Annotated in this window: 17 protein-coding genes; 6 read left to right on the top strand and 11 right to left on the bottom strand. The window is 75.3% G+C overall.

Features of this window, described 5'->3' with window-relative positions; all coding sequences use genetic code 11:
* Positions 1–12: 12 nt before the first annotated feature.
* Both ACN9MM_RS09910 and ACN9MM_RS09905 read left to right on the top strand, forming a co-directional pair.
* Positions 13–945, top strand: a complete 933-nt coding sequence (locus tag ACN9MM_RS09910) for a 5-dehydro-4-deoxyglucarate dehydratase (RefSeq protein ID WP_426363276.1) — start codon at positions 13–15, stop codon at positions 943–945.
* Positions 942–2,090 (top strand): hypothetical protein, encoded by a 1,149-nt coding sequence (locus ACN9MM_RS09905; RefSeq protein WP_426363275.1) that lies wholly within the window; start codon positions 942–944, stop codon positions 2,088–2,090. The genes ACN9MM_RS09910 and ACN9MM_RS09905 overlap by 4 nt, the downstream gene beginning before the upstream one ends.
* A 101-nt stretch (positions 2,091–2,191) precedes the next feature.
* Here ACN9MM_RS09905 and ACN9MM_RS09900 read toward each other — a convergent pair whose 3' ends face one another.
* On the bottom strand, positions 2,192–2,932 hold the full coding sequence (locus tag ACN9MM_RS09900) for a hypothetical protein (protein ID WP_426363274.1): 741 nt from the start codon (positions 2,930–2,932) through the stop codon (positions 2,192–2,194).
* A gap of 69 nt (positions 2,933–3,001) precedes the next feature.
* A complete protein-coding gene (locus ACN9MM_RS09895; protein ID WP_382868156.1) occupies positions 3,002–3,697 on the bottom strand; it encodes a GntR family transcriptional regulator in 696 nt (231 codons plus the stop codon).
* A gap of 204 nt (positions 3,698–3,901) precedes the next feature.
* Here ACN9MM_RS09895 and ACN9MM_RS09890 point away from each other — a divergent pair, with 204 nt between their 5' ends.
* Together ACN9MM_RS09890 and ACN9MM_RS09885 are read left to right on the top strand one after the other, a co-directional pair.
* Positions 3,902–5,158, top strand: coding sequence for an amidohydrolase (locus ACN9MM_RS09890; RefSeq protein ID WP_426363273.1), 1,257 nt, complete (start codon positions 3,902–3,904; stop codon positions 5,156–5,158).
* The gene (locus ACN9MM_RS09885; protein ID WP_426363272.1) at positions 5,155–6,624 is read left to right on the top strand and encodes an APC family permease; all 1,470 of its coding nucleotides are present in this window, start codon (positions 5,155–5,157) and stop codon (positions 6,622–6,624) included. The genes ACN9MM_RS09890 and ACN9MM_RS09885 overlap by 4 nt, the downstream gene beginning before the upstream one ends.
* 43 nt (positions 6,625–6,667) lie before the next feature.
* Here ACN9MM_RS09885 and ACN9MM_RS09880 read toward each other — a convergent pair whose 3' ends face one another.
* The 6 genes from ACN9MM_RS09880 to ACN9MM_RS09855 form a co-directional block, all read right to left on the bottom strand.
* Positions 6,668–7,876 (bottom strand): amidohydrolase, encoded by a 1,209-nt coding sequence (locus tag ACN9MM_RS09880; RefSeq protein WP_426363271.1) that lies wholly within the window; start codon positions 7,874–7,876, stop codon positions 6,668–6,670.
* 82 nt (positions 7,877–7,958) lie between these two features.
* Positions 7,959–10,730 (bottom strand): SpoIIE family protein phosphatase, encoded by a 2,772-nt coding sequence (locus tag ACN9MM_RS09875; RefSeq protein ID WP_426363270.1) that lies wholly within the window; start codon positions 10,728–10,730, stop codon positions 7,959–7,961.
* A complete protein-coding gene (locus ACN9MM_RS09870; RefSeq protein ID WP_426363269.1) occupies positions 10,727–12,793 on the bottom strand; it encodes a SpoIIE family protein phosphatase in 2,067 nt (688 codons plus the stop codon). The genes ACN9MM_RS09875 and ACN9MM_RS09870 overlap by 4 nt, the downstream gene beginning before the upstream one ends.
* Before the next feature lie 445 nt (positions 12,794–13,238).
* A complete protein-coding gene (locus ACN9MM_RS09865) occupies positions 13,239–14,423 on the bottom strand; it encodes an MFS transporter (RefSeq protein ID WP_426363268.1) in 1,185 nt (394 codons plus the stop codon).
* A 49-nt stretch (positions 14,424–14,472) separates the two neighbouring features.
* Entirely contained in the window at positions 14,473–14,901 is a 429-nt protein-coding gene (locus ACN9MM_RS09860; protein ID WP_426363267.1) for a hypothetical protein, read from the bottom strand.
* Positions 14,902–15,026: 125 nt separating this feature from the next.
* Complete coding sequence (locus tag ACN9MM_RS09855; protein ID WP_426363266.1) at positions 15,027–16,475, bottom strand: peptidoglycan D,D-transpeptidase FtsI family protein; 1,449 nt, start codon at positions 16,473–16,475, stop codon at positions 15,027–15,029.
* 143 nt (positions 16,476–16,618) lie between these two features.
* On the opposite strand from ACN9MM_RS09855, the gene ACN9MM_RS09850 reads away from it, so the two are divergent.
* Positions 16,619–17,701, top strand: a complete 1,083-nt coding sequence (locus ACN9MM_RS09850; RefSeq protein ID WP_426363265.1) for a hypothetical protein — start codon at positions 16,619–16,621, stop codon at positions 17,699–17,701.
* A gap of 88 nt (positions 17,702–17,789) precedes the next feature.
* On the opposite strand, the gene ACN9MM_RS09845 is transcribed toward ACN9MM_RS09850, so the two are convergent.
* From ACN9MM_RS09845 to ACN9MM_RS09835, 3 genes are read right to left on the bottom strand one after another with little or no spacing between them, the layout of a single operon-like run.
* Positions 17,790–18,407: a response regulator gene (locus ACN9MM_RS09845; protein ID WP_426368708.1), complete on the bottom strand. Its 618-nt coding sequence runs from the start codon at positions 18,405–18,407 to the stop codon at positions 17,790–17,792.
* A gap of 38 nt (positions 18,408–18,445) precedes the next feature.
* Positions 18,446–19,678, bottom strand: a complete 1,233-nt coding sequence (locus tag ACN9MM_RS09840; RefSeq protein WP_426363264.1) for a sensor histidine kinase — start codon at positions 19,676–19,678, stop codon at positions 18,446–18,448.
* Complete coding sequence (locus ACN9MM_RS09835) at positions 19,675–20,670, bottom strand: hypothetical protein (RefSeq protein WP_426363263.1); 996 nt, start codon at positions 20,668–20,670, stop codon at positions 19,675–19,677. The genes ACN9MM_RS09840 and ACN9MM_RS09835 overlap by 4 nt, the downstream gene beginning before the upstream one ends.
* Positions 20,671–20,844: 174 nt before the next feature.
* On the opposite strand from ACN9MM_RS09835, the gene ACN9MM_RS09830 reads away from it, so the two are divergent.
* Positions 20,845–21,342 carry a cupin domain-containing protein gene (locus ACN9MM_RS09830; RefSeq protein ID WP_426363262.1) on the top strand — a complete coding sequence of 166 codons (498 nt, stop codon included), beginning with the start codon at positions 20,845–20,847 and terminating at the stop codon, positions 21,340–21,342.
* Positions 21,343–21,345: the final 3 nt, after the last annotated feature.

Below are 21,345 nucleotides of genomic sequence, written 5' to 3'. Positions count from 1 at the left end.
CTGGGAGCACCCGTGACCACCGCCCCGCTCGCCGGCCGGCTCGACGGCCTGCTGTTCTTCCCCGTCACCGCCTTCGCCCCCGACGGCTCCGTCGACCTCGACGCCTTCCGCGCCCACGTCCGCGCCGGGGTCGAGGCGGGCGCCGGGGCCGTCTTCGCCTGCTGCGGCACGGGTGAGTTCCACGCCCTCACCCCCGAGGAGTTCCGCGACTGCGTCGCCGCCGCCGTCGAGGAGACCGCCGGCCGCGTCCCCGTCGTCGCCGGCGCCGGCTACGGCACCGCCCTCGCGATCCGGTACGCGCGCCTCGCCGAGGAGGCGGGCGCCGACGGGCTCCTCGCCATGCCCCCCTACCTCGTCGTCGCCGACCAGGCCGGGCTGCTCCGCCACTACACCGAACTCGCCGCCGCCACCTCGCTCGACGTCATCGTCTACCAGCGGGACAACGCGGTCCTCACCCCCGGCACCGCCGTCGCCCTCGCCCGCACCGACGGCGTCATCGGCCTCAAGGACGGCCTCGGCGACCTCGGCCTCATGCAGCGGATCGTCAGCGCCGTCCGCACCGAGGGACTCGACCTGCTGTACTTCAACGGCCTGCCGACCGCCGAACTCACCGGGGCCGCCTACCGGGGCATCGGCGTCACCCTCTACTCCTCCGCCGTCTTCTGCTTCGCCCCCGACCTCGCCCTCGCCTACCACCGCGCCCTCGCCTCCGGTGACGACGCCACCGTGGACCTGCTCGTCGACGGCTTCTACCGGCCCCTCGTCGAACTCCGCGCCCAGGGCAGGGGATACGCCGTCTCGCTCGTCAAGGCGGCCGTCCGCAGGGGGGGCCTCGACGTCGGCGAGGTGCGGCCCCCGCTCAGCGAACCCGCCCCCGAGCACGTCGACGCGCTGATGCGCCTCGTCGCGCGCGGCCGCGCCCTCCTCGCGGGGACCGGGGCGTGACGGCCGGGGGCACGCGCGCGGGAGCCTTCCTCTACCCCTGGGACGTCGACGGCGATCCCGCCGCCCCCGGGCTGCTCGCCGGACTCGGCCTCGCCCAGGTCACCCTCGCCGCCGCCTACCACTCCACCCGCGCGCTGACCCCCCGTCACCCGGCCCGCCGGATCGTCACGGCCGGACACGCCGCCGTGCTCTACCCGCCGGACCCCGGCCGCTGGGCGGGCCGCGGGCTCCGCCCGTACCCGGCGGGGGAGTGGGCCCTCGGCGACGCCTACGGGCGGGCCGCCGAGGCCCTCGCCGCCATCGGCCTGGAGGTGCACAGCTGGGTCGTCCTCGCGCACAACTCCCGCCTCGGCGCCGAGCATCCCGAGACCTCCGTCGTCAACGCCCACGGCGACCGCTACCCGTGGGCCCCCTGCATCGCCCGTCCCGAGGTCCGCGCGCTCCTCGTCGCCCTCGCCGCCGAGGCCGCCGTCCGGCCCGGCGCGGCCGGCACCGAGCTGGAGTCCTGCGGCTGGTACGGCCTCGCCCACCTGCACGCCCACGACAAGACCGCCGGGATCGCCCTGGGAGAGCGCGAACAGCTCCTGATGTCGCTCTGCTTCTGCCCCTCCTGCCGCGAGGGGTACGGGGGCGAGGGCGCCGACCCCGACGAACTGGCCGCCGCCGTGCGCGCCGCCCTGGCGCCCGTGTGGACCGGCGCGGGACCGGCGGGCGGGCTCGGCGCCCTGGAGGCCCCGGCCCTCGCCTGGCGCGCACGGACCGCCCGCGCCTTCCAGGAGGCCGCCGTCGCCGCCGTGCGCGCCGCCGCTCCGCCGGGCTTCCGCGTCCTGCTGCACGCCGACCCCGACCCGTACCGCTGCGGCGCCGACGCCGGCACGGACCCGGCGCATGTCCTGGGCCTCGCGGACGGCGTCGTCGCCCGGCCGCCGAAGCTCGCCGGCTTCGCGGCGCACGCCCGCCCGGGGAGCGTCCTCGCCGCCAACCTCCCGATCGTCGCCGGCCTGGGCGGCGCCCCCGGGCGGCTCGCCCGGGACGCCGGTCAGGCGCGCGAGGAGGGAGCGACCGAACTGCGCCTCTACCACGCGGGACTGGCCTCGGACGCCGACCTGGACGCCGTCCGCACGGCGCTGCGGGAGGCCGGCTAGCGGGCGTCCGGGGAAGCCGCCGGAGCAGCGGCCGGCGAGCGTCCGCGAAAGTCGCCGGCGCAGCGGTTAGCGGGCGTCCAGGGGAGCCGCCGTCGCAGCGGCTAGCGGGCGTCCAGGGGAGCCGCCGTCGCAGGGGTCTCCCCGTTCGCCGTCCGTCGCTCCTCGCGCCGGCGTCGCCAGGCGAGCGTGAAGCCGATCCCCGCGACGAGCGCCGGGACGGCCGCCTCCGCCGTCAGGGCCGAGACCCACTCGGGGTTGAGCCGCGAGGTCAGACCGCTCGCGTACCGGCAGGTGGCCTGGGGCGGGAAGAAGGAGTACTCCATTGTCGTCGGCGGGTGGTAGCGCCAGTCCCCGCCCCTGACGCAGGCCGACGACGGGCCCGCGAGCAGCTTCCATCCGGCCAGCGCGTACAGCAGCAGGAACACGGAGCCGGTCACGAAGAACGCCGTCTTCGTCCGGCTCAGCTTCTCGGTCCGGGACATCGGCCGCACCCAGCGGCCGCCGGGGCGCGGCTCGAACCACTCCGCGACCAGCGCCGCGAACAGGCAGACGACCAGGACCGCGAGAGCGATCCAGAGCAGCGGGCCGAGAACGCTCCAGCCGTCGAGGGACGAGACCTCGCCCCGCTCGAAGACGCAGACGGTGGCCGGGGGGAACGCCTGGTTCCGGGTCCGCAGCAGCTCGCCCGGGCCCCGGACCAGCCCCTGCATGCACTGCTCGTCGTACTCGAGCATGCCGAACAGGGCCACCCCCGAACCGAGCAGCAGAGCGCCGGACGCGGCCCCCGCCACGGCCCACAGCCCGCCCGTCCGGTAACCGCCGTGCGCCCGCGTGTCTGCCATCCCGGCACCCTAGCGGGTGACCGGTGCGCGTCCGGGACGTCCCGCCCGGCTCCGCTGTCCCGACCTGCCTCAGGCGGTCTCAGGCAGCTCCGCCAGCAGACGCAGGGTCGAGGTGCGGGTGTCGGCGACGTGGGCGCGGGCCAGGGTCTCCGCGCCGTCCTCGTCGCGGTCGCGCAGCGCCTCGAAGAGCCGCTCGTGCGCCCCGCACATCGGCTCGCCGTCCGACTGCGCCGAGGTGAGCCGGAAGAGGCGGCGCAGCCGCGAGTCGAGCGGGGCCATCAGGTCCACCAGGAGCGGGTTCCCGGAGAACTCGACGATCCGGCGGTGGAAGTCGGCGTTGAGCGAGACCGCCTCGCGCAGCCGCCCCGACTCCGCGGCCTTCCGCGCCCGCGCGAGGAGCCGCTCCAGGTCCCGGAGCCGCTCGGCGCTCGCGTGCCGGGCGGCGAGCCGCGCGGCCAGGCCCTCCAGGTTCTCCCGTACGTCGAAGAGGTACGCGGCGTCCTCCGGGCCGAACTCCGCCACCACCGACCCCCGGCGCGGCTGCACCGAGAGGAAGCCCTCCGACTCCAGGCGCTGCATCGCCTCGCGCACCGGCACCCGGGAGACCCGCAGCTCGTCGGCGATCTCCCGCTCCACGAGCCGCAGCCCCGCCGGGTAGTCGCCCTCGATGATCCGCTCGCGCAGCTCGACGTACACCCGCTCGCGCAGGGACGGATGGGTGTCCCCGATGGCGGTGCTGCGGCCGGCGGGGCGGGGGGTGGTCATCGGCGGGGCTCCAGTCGGCGGGGAGTGCGGGACGGCGGTGGTTCCCCGATCTTCGCAGACGGGTGCGAGCGGGTTCCGAACTGAGGGCCCTCCAGGCATTGCCTGGTATTCGGTATACCAATTACCTTTGCGCCACACCGCGGTCACCAGGGGGATCCCGACGCGCGCCCCCGCCACCCGTCCGTACTTCGCGAAGGAGACACCATGAGCGAGGCCTCCGCCCCGCCCGGGCCCACCGCCCTCCTCGGCGCCGCCCTCCCCGACGGCCGCACCGCCGACGTCCACCTCCACGACGGGCGGGTGAGCGCCGTCGAGGCGCACGACCCGGCCCGACCCGCCCCGCCCGGCGCCCTCCACCTCGGCGGCGCGCTGCTGCTGCCCGCCCTCGTCGACGGCCACGCCCACCTCGACAAGACCCTCCTCGGCGCCCCCTGGCGCCCGCACCGGGTCACCACCGCCCTGCGCGAGCAGATCGCCGCCGAGCGCGCCTCCCGCCGCACCGAGGAGGTGCCCGTCGCCGAGCGGGCCGCCGCCCTCGCCCGCCGGATGGTCTCCCTCGGCACCGGACACGTCCGCTCCCACGTCGACGTCGACCCCGACACCGGCCTCGACCACCTGCACGCCCTCCTCGGCGTCCGCGAGGCGTTCCGCGACCGGCTCGGCATCCAGCTCGTCGCCTTCCCGCAGTCCGGGATCGTCACCGCGCCCGGCGTCGCCGAACTCCTCGACGCCGCGCTCGCCGACGGCGCCGACCTCGTCGGCGGCCTCGACCCGGTGGGCTTCGACGGCGACGCCGCCGGCCAGCTCGACACCGTCTTCGGCCTCGCCGAGCGCCACGGCAAGGGCATCGACCTGCACCTCCACGACGGCGGCGAGACCGGTACCGCCCAGCTGCGGGACATCGCCGCCCGCACCGCCACCCTCGGCCTCGGCGGCAAGGTCGCCGTCAGCCACGCCTACGCCCTCGGCGACGTCGACGACGCCGAACTCGACCGCACCTGCACGGCCCTCGCCGCCGCCGGGGTCGCGATCATGACCAACGGCCCGAGCGGCTCCGTACCGCCCGTCCTCCGGCTGCGCGAGCACGGCGTCCGGGTCTTCGCGGGCTCCGACAACATCCGCGACACCTGGTGGCCCTACGGCACCGCCGACATGCTCGAACGCGCCACGATCATCGGTCTCAGGACCGGACTCATGACCGACCCCGAGCTGTCCCTCGCCGCCTCCCTCGTCACCGGCGAGGCCGCCGCCGCGCTCGGCCTCGCCGACTACGGCATCGCCCCCGGCGCCCGCGCCGACCTCGTCGCGGTCGCCGCCGCCTCCGTCCCCGAGGCCGTCGCCGCACACCCCCGCCGCCTGCTCGTGTTGCACGCCGGACAGGTCGTCGGCCCCTTCGCCGACGACACCTACCCCGCGCTCGTCCCGCCGGCGCTCCTCCCGTCCGCCGGAGGAGCCGCGTGAGCACCGACACCACCCCCCGTACGGCTCCGCAGGCCCCCGAGACGGCGGGGAAGCTCGCCGCCGGCCGGATCGGCACCTTCGACCTCGTCTTCTTCGTGGTGGCCGCCGCCGCGCCGCTCACCGTCCTCGCCGGCGTCGCCCCCTTCGCCATCGGCATCGGCGGCCCCGGAGCCCCGCTCGCCTACCTCGTCTCCGGCGCCCTGCTCGCCCTCTTCGCCGCCGGGTTCACCGCGATGAGCCTGCACGTGCGCAACGCCGGGGCCTTCTACGCGTACGTCGCCCGCGGCCTCGGCCGCACCCTCGGCGTCGGCACCGCCTACGTCGCCGTCGTCTCGTACAACCTCGTCACCCCCGGCGTCGCCGCCGCCTTCGGCTACTTCGCCGCCGGATCGATCCGCGACGCCACCGGCACCGACGTGCCCTGGTGGCTGCTCTCCGGGCTCTGCGTCCTCGCCGTCGGCGTCCTCGGCTGGCTGAAGGTCACGCTCAGCGCCAAGGTGCTCGGCATCGCCCTGGTCCTGGAGGTCCTCTCGCTCGTCGTCATGGACGGCGGCATCCTCGGCGAGCGCGGCACCGCCGCCCTCGACACCGCCTCCTTCGCCCCCTCCACGCTCGCCGCCGGCGGCGTCGCCGGCATGTTCGTCCTGGTCATCGGCGCCTTCACCGGTTTCGAGGCCACCGCGATCTTCGCCGAGGAGGTCCGCGAACCGCGCCGGACCGTCCCCCGGGCCACCTTCATCGCGATCGGCTTCCTCGCCGTCTTCTACTCCCTCGGCTGCTGGCTGATCATGGGCGCCTTCGGCACTGACGAGGCCGTGGAACTGGCCCGCGCCGCCGACGGCCCCGAACTCACCTTCCGGGCCGCCGAGCTGTACGCGGGACCCTGGCTGGCGGACGCCATGCACGGGCTCATCGTCGTCAGCGCCTTCGCCGCCACGCTCGCCTTCCACAACGCCGGAGCCCGGTACCTGTACGCCCTCGGCCGCGAGGGCCTGCTGCCCCGCCGCCTCGGCGCGGTCTCCGGGAAGCACGGCTCGCCCGGCGGCGCCGTCGTCGCCCAGACCGGCTTCAACCTCGCCGTCGTCGCCGCCGGTGCGCTCCTCGCCGCCGACCCGTACGGCGAGGTCTTCCTGTGGACCAACAGCGTCGGCGTCCTCGGCATCATGGGCATGCAGGCCCTCGCCGCGCTCGCCGTCTGGTCCTACTTCCGGCGCGACCGGAGGGGCCTCTCGGCCGCCCGGGTCGTCTGGGCGCCGCTGATCTCCTGCGCCGGCCTCGCCCTGCTCACCGTGCTCGCCGTGGTCCACTTCGACCTGCTCACCGGCCGCACCGGCGCCGTGAACACGGCCCTCCTGGTGCCGCTGCCCGTGGTCCTCGCGGCCGGCCTGCTCGTGGCCCTGCGCATCCGGCGCACGGACCCCGGGCGGTACGCCTCGCTCACGACGGTGGACGTGGAGCGGGACTGAGCGCGCGCGTACGGGGGTGGGGCGGCGCCCACCCCCGTACGGCTCACACCAGGCGGCCGTCCCGCGCCACCACGCGGCCCGCGCGGACCACCAGGTCGCGGCGGGGCAGGTCCACCACCGCCTGCGGCAGGCACTCGCCGTCGACGAGCATGAAGTCGGCGGGGGAGCCCGGCCGCAGGTCGGCCCGCTCCAGGCCGAGCAGCTCCGCGCCCCCGTCGGCGGCGAGCCGGAAACAGCCCTCCAGCTCCTCGTCGAGCCGCGCGTCCAGGGCCCAGGCGGCGAGCCAGGCGCGGTGCAGCATGTCCGCGTTCCCGAAGGGGCTCCAGCTGTCCCGGACCCCGTCCGAGCCGAGGCCGACCGTCACCCCGCGCTCGGCGAGCCGCCGGAACGGCAGGATCGTGGTCACGGACAGCGCGACCGTGGTGAGCGCGACCCCCGCCTCCGCGAGCAGGTCCGCCGTCTCGTCGAGCTCCGCGCCGGAGAGACCGGCGACCGCGAAGGCGTGCGCCACGCTCACCCGCCCCTGGAGCCCGAGGGCGCGGGTGCGGGCGGCGATGTCCCGCAGCGGCGCGAGGCCCTGCTCGCCCCGGTCGTGGAGGTGGATGTCGAGCCCGAGCCCGTGCTTCTCGGCGAGCCCGAACACCGTCCCGAGCTGGTCGCCGTCGGCCCCGTGGCCGCCGTCCGCGTCGAAGCCGGCCGGGTCGATGCCGCCGATGTGGGTGACGAGCCCGCTCGCGGCGGCCTCCGCCAGGAGCCCGGCCACGCCCGGCGTCCGGACCACCCCGTGCTGCGGGAAGGCGACGAGCTCCACGTCGACGATCCCGGCGAGCTTCCGGGCCGCCTCGGCGACCCCCTCGATGCCGGAGAGCCCGTAGGCCGGGGCCACGTCCGCGTGGGCGCGCATCGCCCGGGTGCCCTGGGTGGCGGCGTGCGTCATCAGCCGCAGCGCCCGCTCGGCCACCGGGGTCGGCAGGGCGCGGGCCAGCTCCACGTCACCGGCGACGTACTCGGCGATGCCGTGCGCGGGCCCGCGGCTGTGCCAGGGCTCGCCCCAGGAGGTCTTGTCGGGGTGGATGTGCGCGTCGACCAGGGTCGGCAGCGCCAGTCGGCCGCCGCCGTCGACCCGCTCGACGACGGCGCCCTCCGGGACCCCGTCGACGAGCAGTCCGTCCACGGCGACCAGGTCACGGGCCGGTCCGCCGAAGGGCCGGACGTCGTGGAACAGGGTGGCTGTGCGGGGCGGCGGGGTCACGGGGTCTCCTCGGGGTCACGGGAACGGGACTCCATTTGGTATACCAGAAGGTGTCTCCGGTCCCCCCGCGCCAGGGCCCCTCTCACCACGCCAGGTCCTCCAGTGCGTCCAGGTCCGGTACGACCATCGCCACCGGCTCGGAGCCGTCACCGTTCACCCGCAGCTCCGCCCAGATCGTCTTGCCCCGCCGGGCGTACCGCGTGCCCCACCGCTCCGCGTACTGGGCGACCAGATAGAGACCGCGCCCGCCCTCGTCCGTCGCCGCTGCGTGCCGCAGGTGCGGCGAGGTGCTGCTGCCGTCCGAGACCTCGCAGATCAGCGTCCGGTCGTGGAGGAGGCGTACGCGCACCGGATCCGCCCCGTACCGCACCGCGTTCGTGATCAGCTCGCTGAGGATCAGCTCCGCCGTGAACGCGAGCCCGTCGAGCCCCCACTCCGACAGCTTCGCCGCCGCCGCGTTCCGCACCGGCGACACCGCCGACGGGTCCCGGGGCACCTCCCACTCGGCGATCCGCTCCCGGTCCAGCAGCCGGGTCCGCGCCACGAGCAGCGCGATGTCGTCGCGCGGGGTCGGCGACAGCAGCGTCGCGAGCACGTCCGCGCAGGTCTGCTCGGGGTTCCGATCCGCCCGGGCGAGCGTCGAACGCAGCAGCCCGAGCCCCGTGTCCAGGTCCCGCCCGGGGTCCTCCAGGAGCCCGTCGGTGAACAGGACCAGCTTGCTGCCCTCCGGCAGCACCAGCTCCGTCGACTCGAACGGCGCGTCGCCCAGGCCGAGACCCAGCGGCAGCCCCGGCGCCAGCTCCGGGAACTCGACCCGCCCGTCCGGACCCACGAGCGCCGGACCCGGATGCCCCGCGCTCGCCACCGTGCAGTTCCCGGACGCAGGGTCGTAGATCGCGTACAGACAGGTCGCGCCCGTGATGCCCTCGTCCCGCCGCCGCCCCTCGCCGTCCGTCCCCTCGGACTCCTGGTCGTCGATCCGCGCCGTCAGCTCGTCGAGATGGCCCAGGATCTCGTCCGGCGGCACGTCCAGGGTCGAGAAGTTGTGCACCGCCGTCCGCAGCCGCCCCATCGTCGCCGCCGCGTGCAGCCCGTGCCCCACCACGTCCCCCACCACCAACGCCACCCGCGCCCCCGGCAGCGCGATCACGTCGAACCAGTCGCCGCCCACCCCGGCCTTCGCCGGGAGGTAGCGGTACGCCACCTCCACCGCGTTCTGCTCGGGCAGCACCCGCGGCAGCAGGCTCCGCTGGAGGGTCACCGCCATCGCGTGCTCCCGGGTGAACCGGCGCGCGTTGTCGATCGCGACCGCCGCCCGCGCCGCCAGCTCCTCCGCGAACGACAGGTCCTCCTCCCCGAACGGCTCCGGGGTGTCCGCACGCCAGAAGTTGGCCATCCCCAGGACCACCCCGCGGGCCAGCAGCGGCACCGTGAGCAGCGAGTGCATCCCGTACGCCAGGGCCTGCGCCGCGCCCTCCGGATCCTGCGCCCGCCAGCCCTCCGCCGCGGCCAGCTCCGCCTGCACCACCGCGTGCCCCGCGTGCAGGGCCGTCGCCATCGGGGTGCTGGAGACGTCGAAGCGGATGGTGTCCCCGACCGGCTGGAGCGGCTGGTCGGGCCGCAGCCCGCTCAGCGCCGTCCGCCGCATCTCGGTGGGCGTGGACGGGTCCGCGGCCTGCCGGGGCTCCTCCCCCCGCAGCACCGGTTCGAGCAGCTCCACCGTCGCGAAGTCCGCGAACCGGGGGACCGCCACCTCCGCCAGCTCCTCCGCCGTCCGTACGACCTCCAGCGTCGTCCCGATCCGCACCCCCGCCTCATACAGCAGCTGCAGACGGCCGCGCGCCACCGCCGCCCGGCCGGTCACCGCCGCGAGCTCGGTGGTGTCCCGCATCGTCATCACGCACCCCGACTCCGAGCCGTGCGGCAGGGTGGGCCGTACGCTCACCGCGAGGAGCCGGTCGCCCGCCGGGTGCACCACGTCCGTCGCCGACCGCCCCGACTCCAGGAGCTCGACCGTCCGCGGATCGAGGCCGAGCTCCGACACGTGCCGCCGCTCCGCGTCCGCCGTCAGGCCGAGCAGCCGGCGCGCCTCGTCGTTGGCGAGCAGTAGCCGGTGGTCGGCGCCCACGATCAGGACGCCCTCCCGCACCGCGTGCAGCACCGCCTCGTGGTGCTCCTTCATCCGGGTCATCTCCGCCGGACCGAGCCCGTGCGTCTGCCGCCGCAGCCGCCGGCTCACCAGCGCCGCCCCGCCCACGGCCGCCGCGAGCGCGCCGCCCGCCACGCCGACCAGCAGCGGCAGCCGCCCCTGCACCGCGTGCGAGATGCTCTCCACCTCGATGCCGCTGGTGACCATGCCGACGACCCGGCCGTGCGCGTCGAGCACCGGCACCACGGCCCGCACCGCGTCGTTCGGCGCGCCGTGGAACAGCTCCGTGAACGCCTCCCCGTTCACGGCCGCCCGCGAGAGGTCACCGGTCGCCTTCTGGCCGATCAACGCCGGCTCCGAGTCGGTGTACCGCACCCCCGTGGGGCTCAGGACCGCGATGAAGTCCACCCCCGTCGCCTTCCTGGTCGCCTCCGCCCGGCTCTGCAGCACCGCCGTCGGATCGGGCGAGGTCAGCGCGGCGTCGATGCCCGGCGCGTGCGCGAAGGCCTCCGCGACCGCGAGCGAGCGGACGCTGGCGTCCCGCTCGGTGTCGCTGCGCGCCTGATGGAACGTCACGAACACGGCCGCCGCGATCACCAGGAGCGCGATCAGCGCCTCCAGCGCGAACACCTGCCCGGCGACGCTCCGCAGCCCCGTACCGCGCCCCCTGTCCTTCTCCCGCCCCTGCCCACGGCCCCGGGTCATCCCGTGCTCCGCGCGATGAGGAGGGCCACGTCGTCCGGCGCGCCCGGCCGGCGCAGCGCCCGCAGGAGCCGGTCGCAGGTCTCCTCAAGGGGTCCGCGCGTCTCGTCGAGGAGCCGTACGAGCAGGGCGAGCCGGTCGTCGATCGAATCCGTACGGGTCTCGATCAGGCCGTCCGTGTAGAGCACCAGCAGGTCCCCGGGCCGGAAGGTCACCCGGGTGGTCCGGAAGGTCCCGCCGCCGACCCCCAGCGGCACGCCCGTGGAGAGCCGCACCAGCTCGGCCGGCCCGTCCGCCGGGACCCGCACCGGCGGCAGATGGCCCGCGTTCGCGATCCGGCACCGCTGCCGCACCGGGTCGTGCACGGCGAAGAGACAGGTCGCGATGTAGTGCTCCAGGCCCGCCGTGATCCGGTCCAGATGCCGCAGCACCTGGGCCGGGGACAGGTCGAGGTCCGCGAACGCGCACGTCGCCGTCCGCAGCCGGCCCATCGTCGCCGCCGCGTCGATCCCGCTGCCCATCACGTCCCCGACGACCAGCGCCGTCTTGTCGTCGGGCAGCGCGATCACGTCGTACCAGTCCCCGCCCACCTCGCTCGACGCGTGCGCCGGCTGATACCGGGCGGCGACCTCCAGGCCCGCCCGGTCCGGGGGAGCCCCCGGCAGCAGACTGCGCTGGAGCGTCACCGCCGAGTTCCGCACGCTCTGGTACCAGCGGGCGTTGTCGATGCTGACGGCCGCGCGGGCCGCCAGCTCCGTCGCGAGCAGGACGTCGTCCCCGTCGAAGGGCAGCGCGTTGCGGTCCCGCTTGAGGTCGAGCGCGCCCAGCACCTCGCCGCGCGCGATCAGCGGCACCGCCAGGTACGAGTGCACCCCGGCCCGCGCGAGCAGCTCGGCCGCCTCCGGGCTCCGGGCGATCCGCGCCAGGTCGCCGGGCCCCACGTGCTCCACCAGGACCGGCAGACCGGTGTGCACACAGCGGGTCACGAGCCGGTCCGCCCCGTACATCGCGACCTCCCCGGGCGGGTCCGCCGCGGGCAGGGCCTCCGTGCGGCCCTCGGCCTTCACAGCGAGCGCCCGGAACAGCTCGGGACCCTCCTCGGGCGCGCCGGGCCTGCGCAGCGCCAGGACGGAGTCGAGGACGTCGACGGCGGCGATGTCCGCGAGCTGCGGCACCACCACCGAGGCCAGCTCGTCCGCCGTCCGCTCCACCTCCAGGGTGGTGCCCACCCGGGCCGAGGCGTCCGCGATCAGCGCGAGCCGCCGCCGGGACCGGTCGGCGTCCGCGTCCGCCCGGTGCCGCTCGGTCACGTCGATCACCGAGGCCGCGACGCCCTGGACCCGGCCGTCGGGACCCTCCAGACGGTAGAAGGAGAGCGACCAGGTGCGCTCGTGCTCCGGATCCGCCGGGGTCCGGCCCACCACGGAGTGGTCGAGGATCGGCGTCCCGGTCGCCAGCACCGCGCGCAGTGCCTCCTCCAGGGCCCCGGTGTCGACCTGCGGGAGCATGTCGCCGATCCGCCGCCCGAGGTGCTCCGCCGCCGGGAGCCCGTTGATCCGCTCCAGGGCGGGGTTCACCAGGACGTAGCGCAGATCGGTGTCGAGGACGGCGAGGCCGATCGGCGACTGGGACACCAGCCGGTCGGAGAGCGCCAGCTCGGTCTCGATCCGCTCGACGGCGGCACCGTCGGCGGCGATGCCCAGGGCGTACAGGTCACCCACGTCGTCGGTGAGCCGCATGTTGCGGAACTCGATCCGCCGGACGGATCCGTCCTTGTGCCGTACGGGAAAGGTGCCCGCCCACGCGGCGCCGCCCCCCAGCACCTCGGCGAAGAGGCGCATCGCCTCCTGCCGGTGGTCCGCGCCGACGATCAGCCGGGCCACGTACTGTCCGAGGGCCTCGTCGGCGCGGAAGCCGAAGAGGGCCTCGGCCTGGGGGCTCCACAGCACGATCCGGCCGCGGGAGTCGACGACGATGGCGGCGACTCCGAGCACGTCGAGGAGCCCCTTGCCGTCGAGGGGCACACCGACCCGCCCCGCCGTCCCCGGGAAGGAACCGGCCGTCACCCTGCCCTCCTCCCGCCGAGCGCACACCTGTCTCCATGCTCCCCGCCCGCAGGTCCCCGCGCCCGTTGTGGGCGTGCGTTCCGCCGGGGCGGTGCCCGTCCCACTCCGTTGTGGGCAGGCGTTCCGCAAGGGGCGGAACGGGTGGGCACAACGGAACGGCGCCCTTGCCGGCGCCAGAGGCTGTAGCGCCCGGACCCGCGCCCCGCGCGCCGTCACTGGGGTGCGGGTCCAGGCACGGAACGCGGAGGCGCCGCGAGAGGGCGCCGTCCCGTGTGCCCACCCGTCCCGCCCAGCGGGACGATTGCCCACACGGGCAGCGGGCGACGGCCCACCCGGGCGCGGGCTCACACGGCAGCGGGCGGCGGGCACCGCACGGCAGCGGGCGACGGGCGCCACCCGGGCGCGGGCGTGGGCCCCTGCAGGCCGGGGCGTGGGCCCCGTGGTGCTACAGCGTCCCGCTCGCCCGTGCCAGGAGGCCCTGGCGGTACGTGCCCGTCAGGAGGGTGCCCGCCCAGGCGAGGCCCGTCGTGGCCAGCAGGGGGAGGAGGACGCGGACGTCGGTCACCGCGACCAGGCCCGCACCGAGCGCGATGGCCAGCGCGTTCGGGGCCATGACCAGGGTGTTCGCGCTCGCCGCCACCCGCCCGACCGCCTCCGCCGGGGCCTCCCGCTGGACGGCCGTCATCACCGCGACCAGGACCCATGGCATCCCCAGGCCGATCACCGCGCTCGCCGCCAGGGCTGTCGCCTCGTACGGCAGCGCTCCCCGTACCCCCATCGCCGCAGCGAACAGCGCGAGACCGACGGCGGCGAGGGTCCGCTCCGGGATCCTGCGGAGCAGGGGGCCCGTGAGCAGGCCCGCGAGGACCGAGCCAACGCCCTGGACCGCGTAGAGCACCCCGGCGTACGCGGGGGAGTGCCCGAGCCCCCGGTCCACCACGGCGTAGATCGCGGCGCCGTTCACCCCGGCGAGCAGCATCGTGAAGGCACCGGTCGCCACGAGCGGCCGCAGCACCCGCGAGGCCCGCAGCAGGCGCACGCCCTCGGCGGTCTCCCGCCACCAGTTCCGTGCCTCGGGCCGGGCGGGACGCGCCTCCCGGACCGGCATCAGGGCGAACACGGCCGCCGCGACCGCGAAGCTCGCCGCGTCGAGGAGGGCGACGGGCCCGCCGCCGTACGCGGCGAAGAGGCCCGCCGCGACCAGCGGGGCGATCAGCTTCATGGACTCGTTCGCCGTCATCCGCAGCCCGTTGAACGTGCCGAGCCGCTTCCCGTCGACCACGGACGCCACGAGCGCCTGCTCGGCCGCGTCGTGGACGGAGCCCTGTGCCCCGTACAGCACGAGGACGGCGAAGAGCAGCCACACCCGGTCCGCCGACTCCACCCACAGCAGCAGCGGCAGCAGGCCCGCCATCGCCAGGTTGAGGACGACGAGCAGCGGCCTGCGCCGCACCCGGTCGGCGAGCGTGCCGAGCAGCGGCCCGAGCAGCACGGGCGCCCAGAGGGCGAAGGCGGCCAGGGCCGCGAGACTGTCGGAGCCCGTGAGGGACTTGACCCAGACACCGGAGACCAGCCACATGGCCGTCGTGCCGAATCCGGACACCACGACACCTGTCAGATACCAACGCATGGCCGAAAGAGTGTCGGCTGAGGTGCCCCGAGCGGATCGGTCGGATGCCCTATCCCGCCGGCGTGCCGACCGGCACCGCCCGCTTCTCGTACCGCAGGGCGAGCCCCGTCACCACCGCGCCGAGCCCCTCCCACAGGCCCACGCCGACGAAGCCGGCCGGGGCGCGGCCGGTGACGACCGCCAGGGTGAAGACGGCGCAGGTGAGCAGCCGGAAGGGGACCGTCCAGCGGAAGAAGGGCTTCCAGTCGGCGAGGGAGGCCAGGACGTAGTAGACGCCCATGTTGAGCGCGGCCATCGAGGAGGCCGTCAGGAAGACCAGGGTGTGGTCTCCGTCCGCGCGCCCGCCCTCGGGCACCGGCTCGAAGCCCATGACGGTCAGCAGGGCGTCCGGGGCGACCAGACCCACCACCCCCAGGGCGGCGGCGAGCACGCCGAAGACCGCCATGGTCCAGCCGGACAGGGAACGGGGCAGGCGCACGGCGGTCCTCCGTGGGACGAAGAGCAGGGGCACACCCCGCGATCCGAGTACATGTACGAATCCCGGGATGTGCCCCCTGCATATCGTGTGACGGGACCCGGCGGCCAATCGGCCCCCGGCTCATGTCACTTCAGCGCCGCCTCCATCATCTTCTGCGCCACCGGGGCCGCCAGGCCGTTGCCGCTCACCTCGGAGCGGGCCGCGCCCGAGTCCTCGATCATCACGGCGACGGCGACCTGCTTGCCGGTCGACGCGTCCTTGGCATACGAGGTGAACCAGGCGTAGGGCGTCTTGCTGTTGTTCTCGCCGTGCTGCGCGGTGCCGGTCTTGCCGCCGACCTCGGCGCCGTCCACGGCCGCGTTGGTGCCGGTGCCCTTCTCCACCACGGTCACCATCGCGCTCCGCAGCTGCTCGGCCGTCGAGGAGGAGACGACCCGCTCGGTGTCCCCGTCCTCGAACGAGGTCAGCGGGTCGCCGTCGGAGTCGACGACCTGCGCGACCATGTGCGGGGCGGCGAGCAGGCCGTCGTTGGCGATCGCGGCCGACACCATGGCCATCTGGAGCGGCGTGGCGGTCACGTCGAACTGGCCGATGCCGGTGAGCGCCGTCTGCGCCTTGTCCATGCCGGAGGGGTACACGCTCGCGTAGGCGCGGACCGGGACGTCCAGCTCGGCGTCGTCGAAGCCGAACTTCTCCGCCATCGCCCTCACCTTGTCCTGCCCCAGGTCGGCGGCCATCTTGGCGAAGACGTTGTTGCAGGAGTACTGGAGCGCGGTGCGGATCGTGGCGTTCTCGCAGGGCGCGGAGGCGTTCTCGTTCCGCAGCACGGTCCGGGTGCCCGGCAGCGTGTACGGGTCGGGGCTCTTCGTCGCCGTGTCCACGGAGCCGTACAGGCCGTCCTCCAGGGCGGCGGCCGCGACGACCAGCTTGAAGGTGGAGCCGGGCGGGAGCGGCTGCCGGAGCGCGCGGTTCACCAGCGGCTTGTCCTCGTCGGTGGTCAGCTCCTTCCAGACGTCCCCGTCGTTAGTCCCGGAGATCTTCGACGGGTCGTAGGACGGGGTGGAGACCATGGCGAGGATCCGGCCGGTGGCCGGGTCGACGGCGACGGCCGCGCCCTTCTTGCTCCCGAGCGCCTCGTAGGCGGCCTTCTGCACGTCCGGGTCGATCGTGGTGACGACCGCGCCCGGCTCCTGCTGCTTGCGGGTGACGGCGTCCACGGGGTTCTTCAGCCGGTCGTCGGTGCCGTCGAGGACACCGGAGTAGATGCCCTCCAGCTGCGTGGCGCCGTAGGCCTGCGAGCTGTAGCCGGTGACCGCCGCGTACAGCTCGCCGTCCGTGTAGGTGCGCTTGTACGCGAGATCCGATCCCTCCGTCCTCTTCGAGCCGGTGACCGGCGAGCCGGCCACGACGATGTTCCCGAGCGGCTGCGCGTACTGCGCGATGGTCTTCCGCCGGTTCTTCGAGTCGTCCGCGAGCGCCTTGCCTTCGTATGCCTGCACCCAGGTGGCCCGCCCGAGGAGGGCGAGCACCAGGACCAGGACGAAGACCGACGTGTGCCTGATCGTCTTGTTCATCGCACTTCTGGGGACGAACGATGCGGTGCCGGACGTTCCGGATGTGGCCCGTTTCTCAGCGAACCTTCATGTCGGCGCGCCGTGTGATCATCATCAGGAGGGCCCTGGGGAGGGGCCGGAGACGTACGGGGCGAGGAGTCGGCGTGACCACGGGTGGGGAGAAGGACGGTTCGTCCGTGCCGGACGAGGTGTGGGCGGAGTTCCTGAGGACCTCCGCGGAGGGCGGGGCCGACGCGCCGAAGGAGCCGTCCGCGCGGGCCCGCGAGGTCGCGGGACGGCTCCGGGACCGGCCCGCGGAGCCGACGGCCTGGCGCGCCTACACGCCCGCGCGGCCCCGGCGGGGGAAGGGCTGGTACGTGGCGGGGCTCGTGGCCTCGCTGGTCCTGCTGGTCGTGGCCGTGGACCCGGGCGGCTTCATCGGCTGGTCCGGCGGCGACGCGGACGGGACGCCCCTCGCACAGGAGTCGGCGAGGCCCGAGCAGGCGCCTCCCGCGGAGCCGGGCGGGCGGGCCACCCTCGACGAGCCCTTCCGGGGCTCCCCGGCGGCGCGCTGGGCGGACGGCACGGCCGGCATCACCGTGCCCGCCGCGAAGGCGACCGGCTGGATGAGCAGGGCCGAGGTGGAGCGGGCGCTCGCGCGGACCCGCGACTTCCTCGCCACCTCCAACCTGGACCCGGCGGTCCGGCGCGGCGCCCGCCCGGAGAAGGCGATCGCCCTGATGAACCCGCACCAGAAGGACGTCATGACCTTCGTGACGACCTCGCTGCGCACCCCGGACGCGGACCACGACCCGCTGCTCCTCTTCAGCCGCTTCGACCCCGCGCAGGCGCGTCCGGCCGGGGACGTGGTGAAGACCCGCGGCCGCCTCTCCTACCGCGAGGGGCGGCTCGGCGCCCTGGAGGTGACGGCCGACGTCACGTACGTCTACCCGGTCGCGCCGGCCGGCGGCGGCGACGAGGTCGTGCGGGTGATCGTGCGGCGGGAGACCGTGGTGAGCTGGGACGATCCGGCGAAGGTCATCACCGAGAAGGGGACCTTCAGCCTCCTGTCGTACAAGACCGACATGACGAACGGCGGCTGCGACGAGACGACCGGATCCTTCCGGCCGGAGTTCGGCGGGGGAGGCGCGGACGCCGGCCCGAGCGGCGGGACGGTCGACCCGTACGACCGCACGGCCCCGATCGCCGAGGGCCACGGCGGCTGCGCGACCGCGACGCGCTCCTGAGCCGAGCGGCGCCCGGACCGCGCGTCCGGGGCTCCGCGGCTCCCCGGCCTCGCCCGGGGCTCGGCCTTCGTGGGTGGGGACAGGCTGCTCAGCCCGTCCGTACGAAGCCCGACTCGTACGCCAGGATCACCGCCTGGGTGCGGTCGCGGGCGCCCAGTTTCGCCAGGACCGCCGCCACGTGCGTCTTCACCGTGGCGGGGCCGACGCCCATCCGGCCGGCGATCTCGGCGTTCGTGAGGCCCGTCGCCACCAGGCGCAGGACCTCCGCCTCCCGCTCGGTGAGCCGCCCCGCCCAGGGCGGCGCCACCGGCGGCCGGCGGCGGGCGTGCTCCGCGGCCAGACCCCGTACCGCCGCCGGGTACAGCAGCGAGTCGCTCCGCGCGACCAGGCGGACCGCGCTCACCAGCTCCTCCGCCGCCGCCCGCTTCAGCAGGAAGCCCGCCGCGCCCACCCGCAGCGCGTCGTACACGTACGCGTCGTTCTCGAAGGTCGTCACCACCACGATCCGCGGCGGCTCCGCCATCCCGGCGAGGATCTGCTCGGTCGCCCGGATCCCGTCGATCTCCGGCATCCGCACGTCCATGAGGACGACGTCCGGCCGCTCCGCCCGCACCACCGACACCGCCTCGGCGCCGGTGGACGCCTCGCCGACGACCTCCAGGCCGTCCTCCGCGTCCAGGATGACCCGCAGGGCCGTACGGACCATCCGCTCGTCGTCGGCGAGGACGACCCTGATCGGGGCGCTCACCGCGGGATCCTGACCGCGAGGCGCCAGACGCCGTCCGCCGGGCCCGCCCCGGCGGTGCCGCCGAGCAGCCGGGCGCGCTCGGCGATCCCGCGCAGGCCGCGCCCGCCGTCGGGCCGGGTGACCGCGGGACGGTCGGGCAGGGGGTTCTCCATGGTGATCTCCAACTCCTCGGTACGGGCGTCGAGCCGTACGGTCACGGGCGCGCCGCCCGCGTGCCGGGCCGCGTTCGTCAGCCCTTCCTGGACGATCCGGTACGCCTCCCGGGACAGCGCCTCCGGTACGGAGCCCAGGGCGCCGTCCACCGTCAGCGCCACCCGCGGCCCGGCGCCCCGCGCCAGGGCCTCCAGGGCGTCGAGCCCCGGCCCGGGGCCCTGCTCCGGTGTTCCGTCGTTCCTCAGCAGGCCGAGGACCCAGTCCAGTTCGCCGACGGTGCGCCGGGTGGTCTCCTCGATCGCGGTCAGCGCCTCCCGTACGAACTCCAGGTCGGCCGCGCCACCGTCCAGGACCCGGCGGGCCGCCCCCGCCTGGAGGGTGACCGCGCTCAGGGCGTGGCCGACCGAGTCGTGCAGTTCGCGGGCGAGCCGGTTGCGGGACTCTGCCTCGGCGGCGCGCCGCTCGGCCGCCGCGAGCCGGTCCGCCGGGCTCGGCCCGAGCAGCCGGGGCGCCTGCCGGGCGAGCAGGGCGCCCGTCGCGGCGGCGACGGCGGCGAGCGCGAGCAGCATCAGGAGGCCCGCGGGCAGCGCCGCCCAGACCCAGGCCCGGTCGAGGCCCCAGTACCGGCCGAGTTCGGACGCGCGGAGACCCGGCGAGAACGGCAGCGCCATGACCGCGACCGCGAACGGCGGCAGTGCCAGCGTCGCCCCGCTGATCAGCGCCCCGGTGCCCAGGTGCAGGGTGAACCAGGCGGCCGTCCGGCCCCTGGCCTCCCGGCCGCGCGCCGGGCCGTCCGCGAACCGGTCGGCGTCCACCCCGCACAGCGCCCGCGCCGCCGCCACCGACATCGGCCGGGCCAGTGGGAAGAGCGCGACGACCGCGGCGAGCGGCAGCCCCACGGCGTACGCCAGGAACTGCACCCCGAGGTCGCCGGTGAACAGGCCGCCGCCGCCGAGCAGCGGCCCCGCGGCCAGGGAGCCGACCATCCAGAAGGGCATGAACAGCGCGCCGCCCAGGATCAGATGGAGCCAGCGCAGCCTGGCCCGCTGCCCGAACAGGGCCCGCGCCGGTCTCACGCCTCGGCGCTCCGCCGCCGCAGGAACAGCGCCACGCACGCGGCGAGAAGGAACCCGGTGATCATCTCGCCAGCGTAGGACAGCTGTACGAGCCCGGGGATGCGCTTCGTCGGATCCGGATCCGGCAGCAGGGCGACGAGCGACATGTAGGCGCCCCAGCAGCCGACGGCACCCGAGGCGGTCCAGGCCAGGGCGAGCGTGGTGCGGACCCGGAGGCGGGCGGGCCGGCGCAGCACCAGGAACAGGGTCAGGACGACGGCGGCGACGAGGAAGGCGGCCCACTGGGCCTCCAGGACGTAGAAGTCGGAGTCGCGTTCGGCGATCCGCCGGGCGGACAGGCCCGTGGTCGAGCCGGCCGCCCACAGCACGTGGAGCGCGGCGGGCACGAGGGCGACCACCGCCCCGGCCACGGCGAGGGCCCGCGCGCCGGGCCCGGACGTGCGGGCGGGCAGCTCGCCGAGCCGGCCCCGCCAGAGGTGGCCCCAGCGGTCGCGGGTGTACAGGGCGAAGAGGGTGCCGAGCGCGAGGCCCTGGAGGATGAAACCGCCGTAGACGACGGCGAAGACCCAGTCGTCCAGGAAGGGTTCGGCGGGCGCGGCGGCCTTCTCGTCGCCCGTGACGAGGGCGACCGCGAGCTGCGTCGGATAGCCGGTCATGATCGGGGTGAGCAGTCCGGTCGCCGCCCACATGGGGAGGGCGAGCAGCCAGGCGGGGAACCGTCGGCCCCAGGCCTGGGTGAGCAGCAGGGCCAGGACGACGACGAGGACGTCGGCGACGACCGAGACCGAGTTGGCGACCACCAGCAGCTGCCGGTGCTCCAGGAGCGCGCTCCCGGCCGGGATGCCGATCTCGCTGCCCGCCACCCAGGCGATCTTGAGCGAGATGTACGGGAGGCAGGCGAGGATCGCGAGGGTGCGCAGCGCCCGGCGGGCGGCGCTCGCGGGGTGGCCGGCGGCGGGTGCCGGGGTGAGGGGGGACGCGGTGCGTGTCATGGCTCCACGCTCCCGTGGGGGCCCCGTCCGCCACCTCCTGCCGGGAGGTGAACCGCCTCCGCCGCACGGGGGAGGAACCCTCCTCCCGGTCGTCGCGCGTGACTGGATTGACCCATGTTTCTCATGATCAATTGCCCCTGTCCGACGGGTCAATGACCTTCTAAAGTAGTGATCATGAACGAGATCGAGACCTTCGCCCCGCTCCTCACCCGCGCCGCCACCGCCGAGACCACGGCCGACCCGAGCAGCGTGATGACCCTCCTCGCCGACTCCGACACCACGGGCGGGCAGCTCACCAGCTACCGCTCCTCGTTCGCGAAGGGCGCGGTCGGCGCCCCGGCGCACTTCCACACCAAGGCCTCGGAGATGTTCTTCGTGCTCGGCGGCTCGCTCCAGGTCCTGGTCGGCGAGGAGCTGAGCGTCCTGGAGCAGGGCGACTTCCTCCTCGTCCCGCCGCACACCCCGCACGCCTTCGCGGCGGCGCCCGGCGCCGAGGCCGACGTCCTCTTCGTCTTCACGCCGGGAATGGCCCGCTTCGACTACCTGCGCCTCCTCGGCCGCGTCATGCGGGGCGAGGCGAGCTTCGAGGAGATCAAGGCCTCCTCGGAGCAGTACGACAACCACTACGTCGACAGCCCCGTGTGGCAGAAGGCCCTCGCCGACCGCGCGTGACCC

It is taken from the genome of Streptomyces sp. E-08, from assembly GCF_049913095.1.
Taxonomy (GTDB): domain Bacteria; phylum Actinomycetota; class Actinomycetes; order Streptomycetales; family Streptomycetaceae; genus Streptomyces.
Note: the sequence above shows the minus strand (reverse complement) of the source record. Positions and strands in the feature narration are given on the sequence as shown.

Excerpts from the sequence above, each read along its gene's own strand:
- ACN9MM_RS09900 (WP_426363274.1), bottom strand. The coding sequence starts at position 2,932 with ATGGCAGACACGCGGGCGCACGGCGGTTACCGGACGGGCGGGCTGTGG.
- ACN9MM_RS09895 (WP_382868156.1), bottom strand. The coding sequence starts at position 3,697 with ATGACCACCCCCCGCCCCGCCGGCCGCAGCACCGCCATCGGGGACACC.
- ACN9MM_RS09890 (WP_426363273.1), top strand. The coding sequence starts at position 3,902 with ATGAGCGAGGCCTCCGCCCCGCCCGGGCCCACCGCCCTCCTCGGCGCC.
- ACN9MM_RS09875 (WP_426363270.1), bottom strand. The coding sequence starts at position 10,730 with ATGACCCGGGGCCGTGGGCAGGGGCGGGAGAAGGACAGGGGGCGCGGT.
- ACN9MM_RS09865 (WP_426363268.1), bottom strand. The coding sequence starts at position 14,423 with ATGCGTTGGTATCTGACAGGTGTCGTGGTGTCCGGATTCGGCACGACG.
- ACN9MM_RS09855 (WP_426363266.1), bottom strand. The coding sequence starts at position 16,475 with ATGAACAAGACGATCAGGCACACGTCGGTCTTCGTCCTGGTCCTGGTG.
- ACN9MM_RS09845 (WP_426368708.1), bottom strand. The coding sequence starts at position 18,407 with ATGGTCCGTACGGCCCTGCGGGTCATCCTGGACGCGGAGGACGGCCTG.
- ACN9MM_RS09835 (WP_426363263.1), bottom strand. The coding sequence starts at position 20,670 with ATGACACGCACCGCGTCCCCCCTCACCCCGGCACCCGCCGCCGGCCAC.
- ACN9MM_RS09830 (WP_426363262.1), top strand. The coding sequence starts at position 20,845 with ATGAACGAGATCGAGACCTTCGCCCCGCTCCTCACCCGCGCCGCCACC.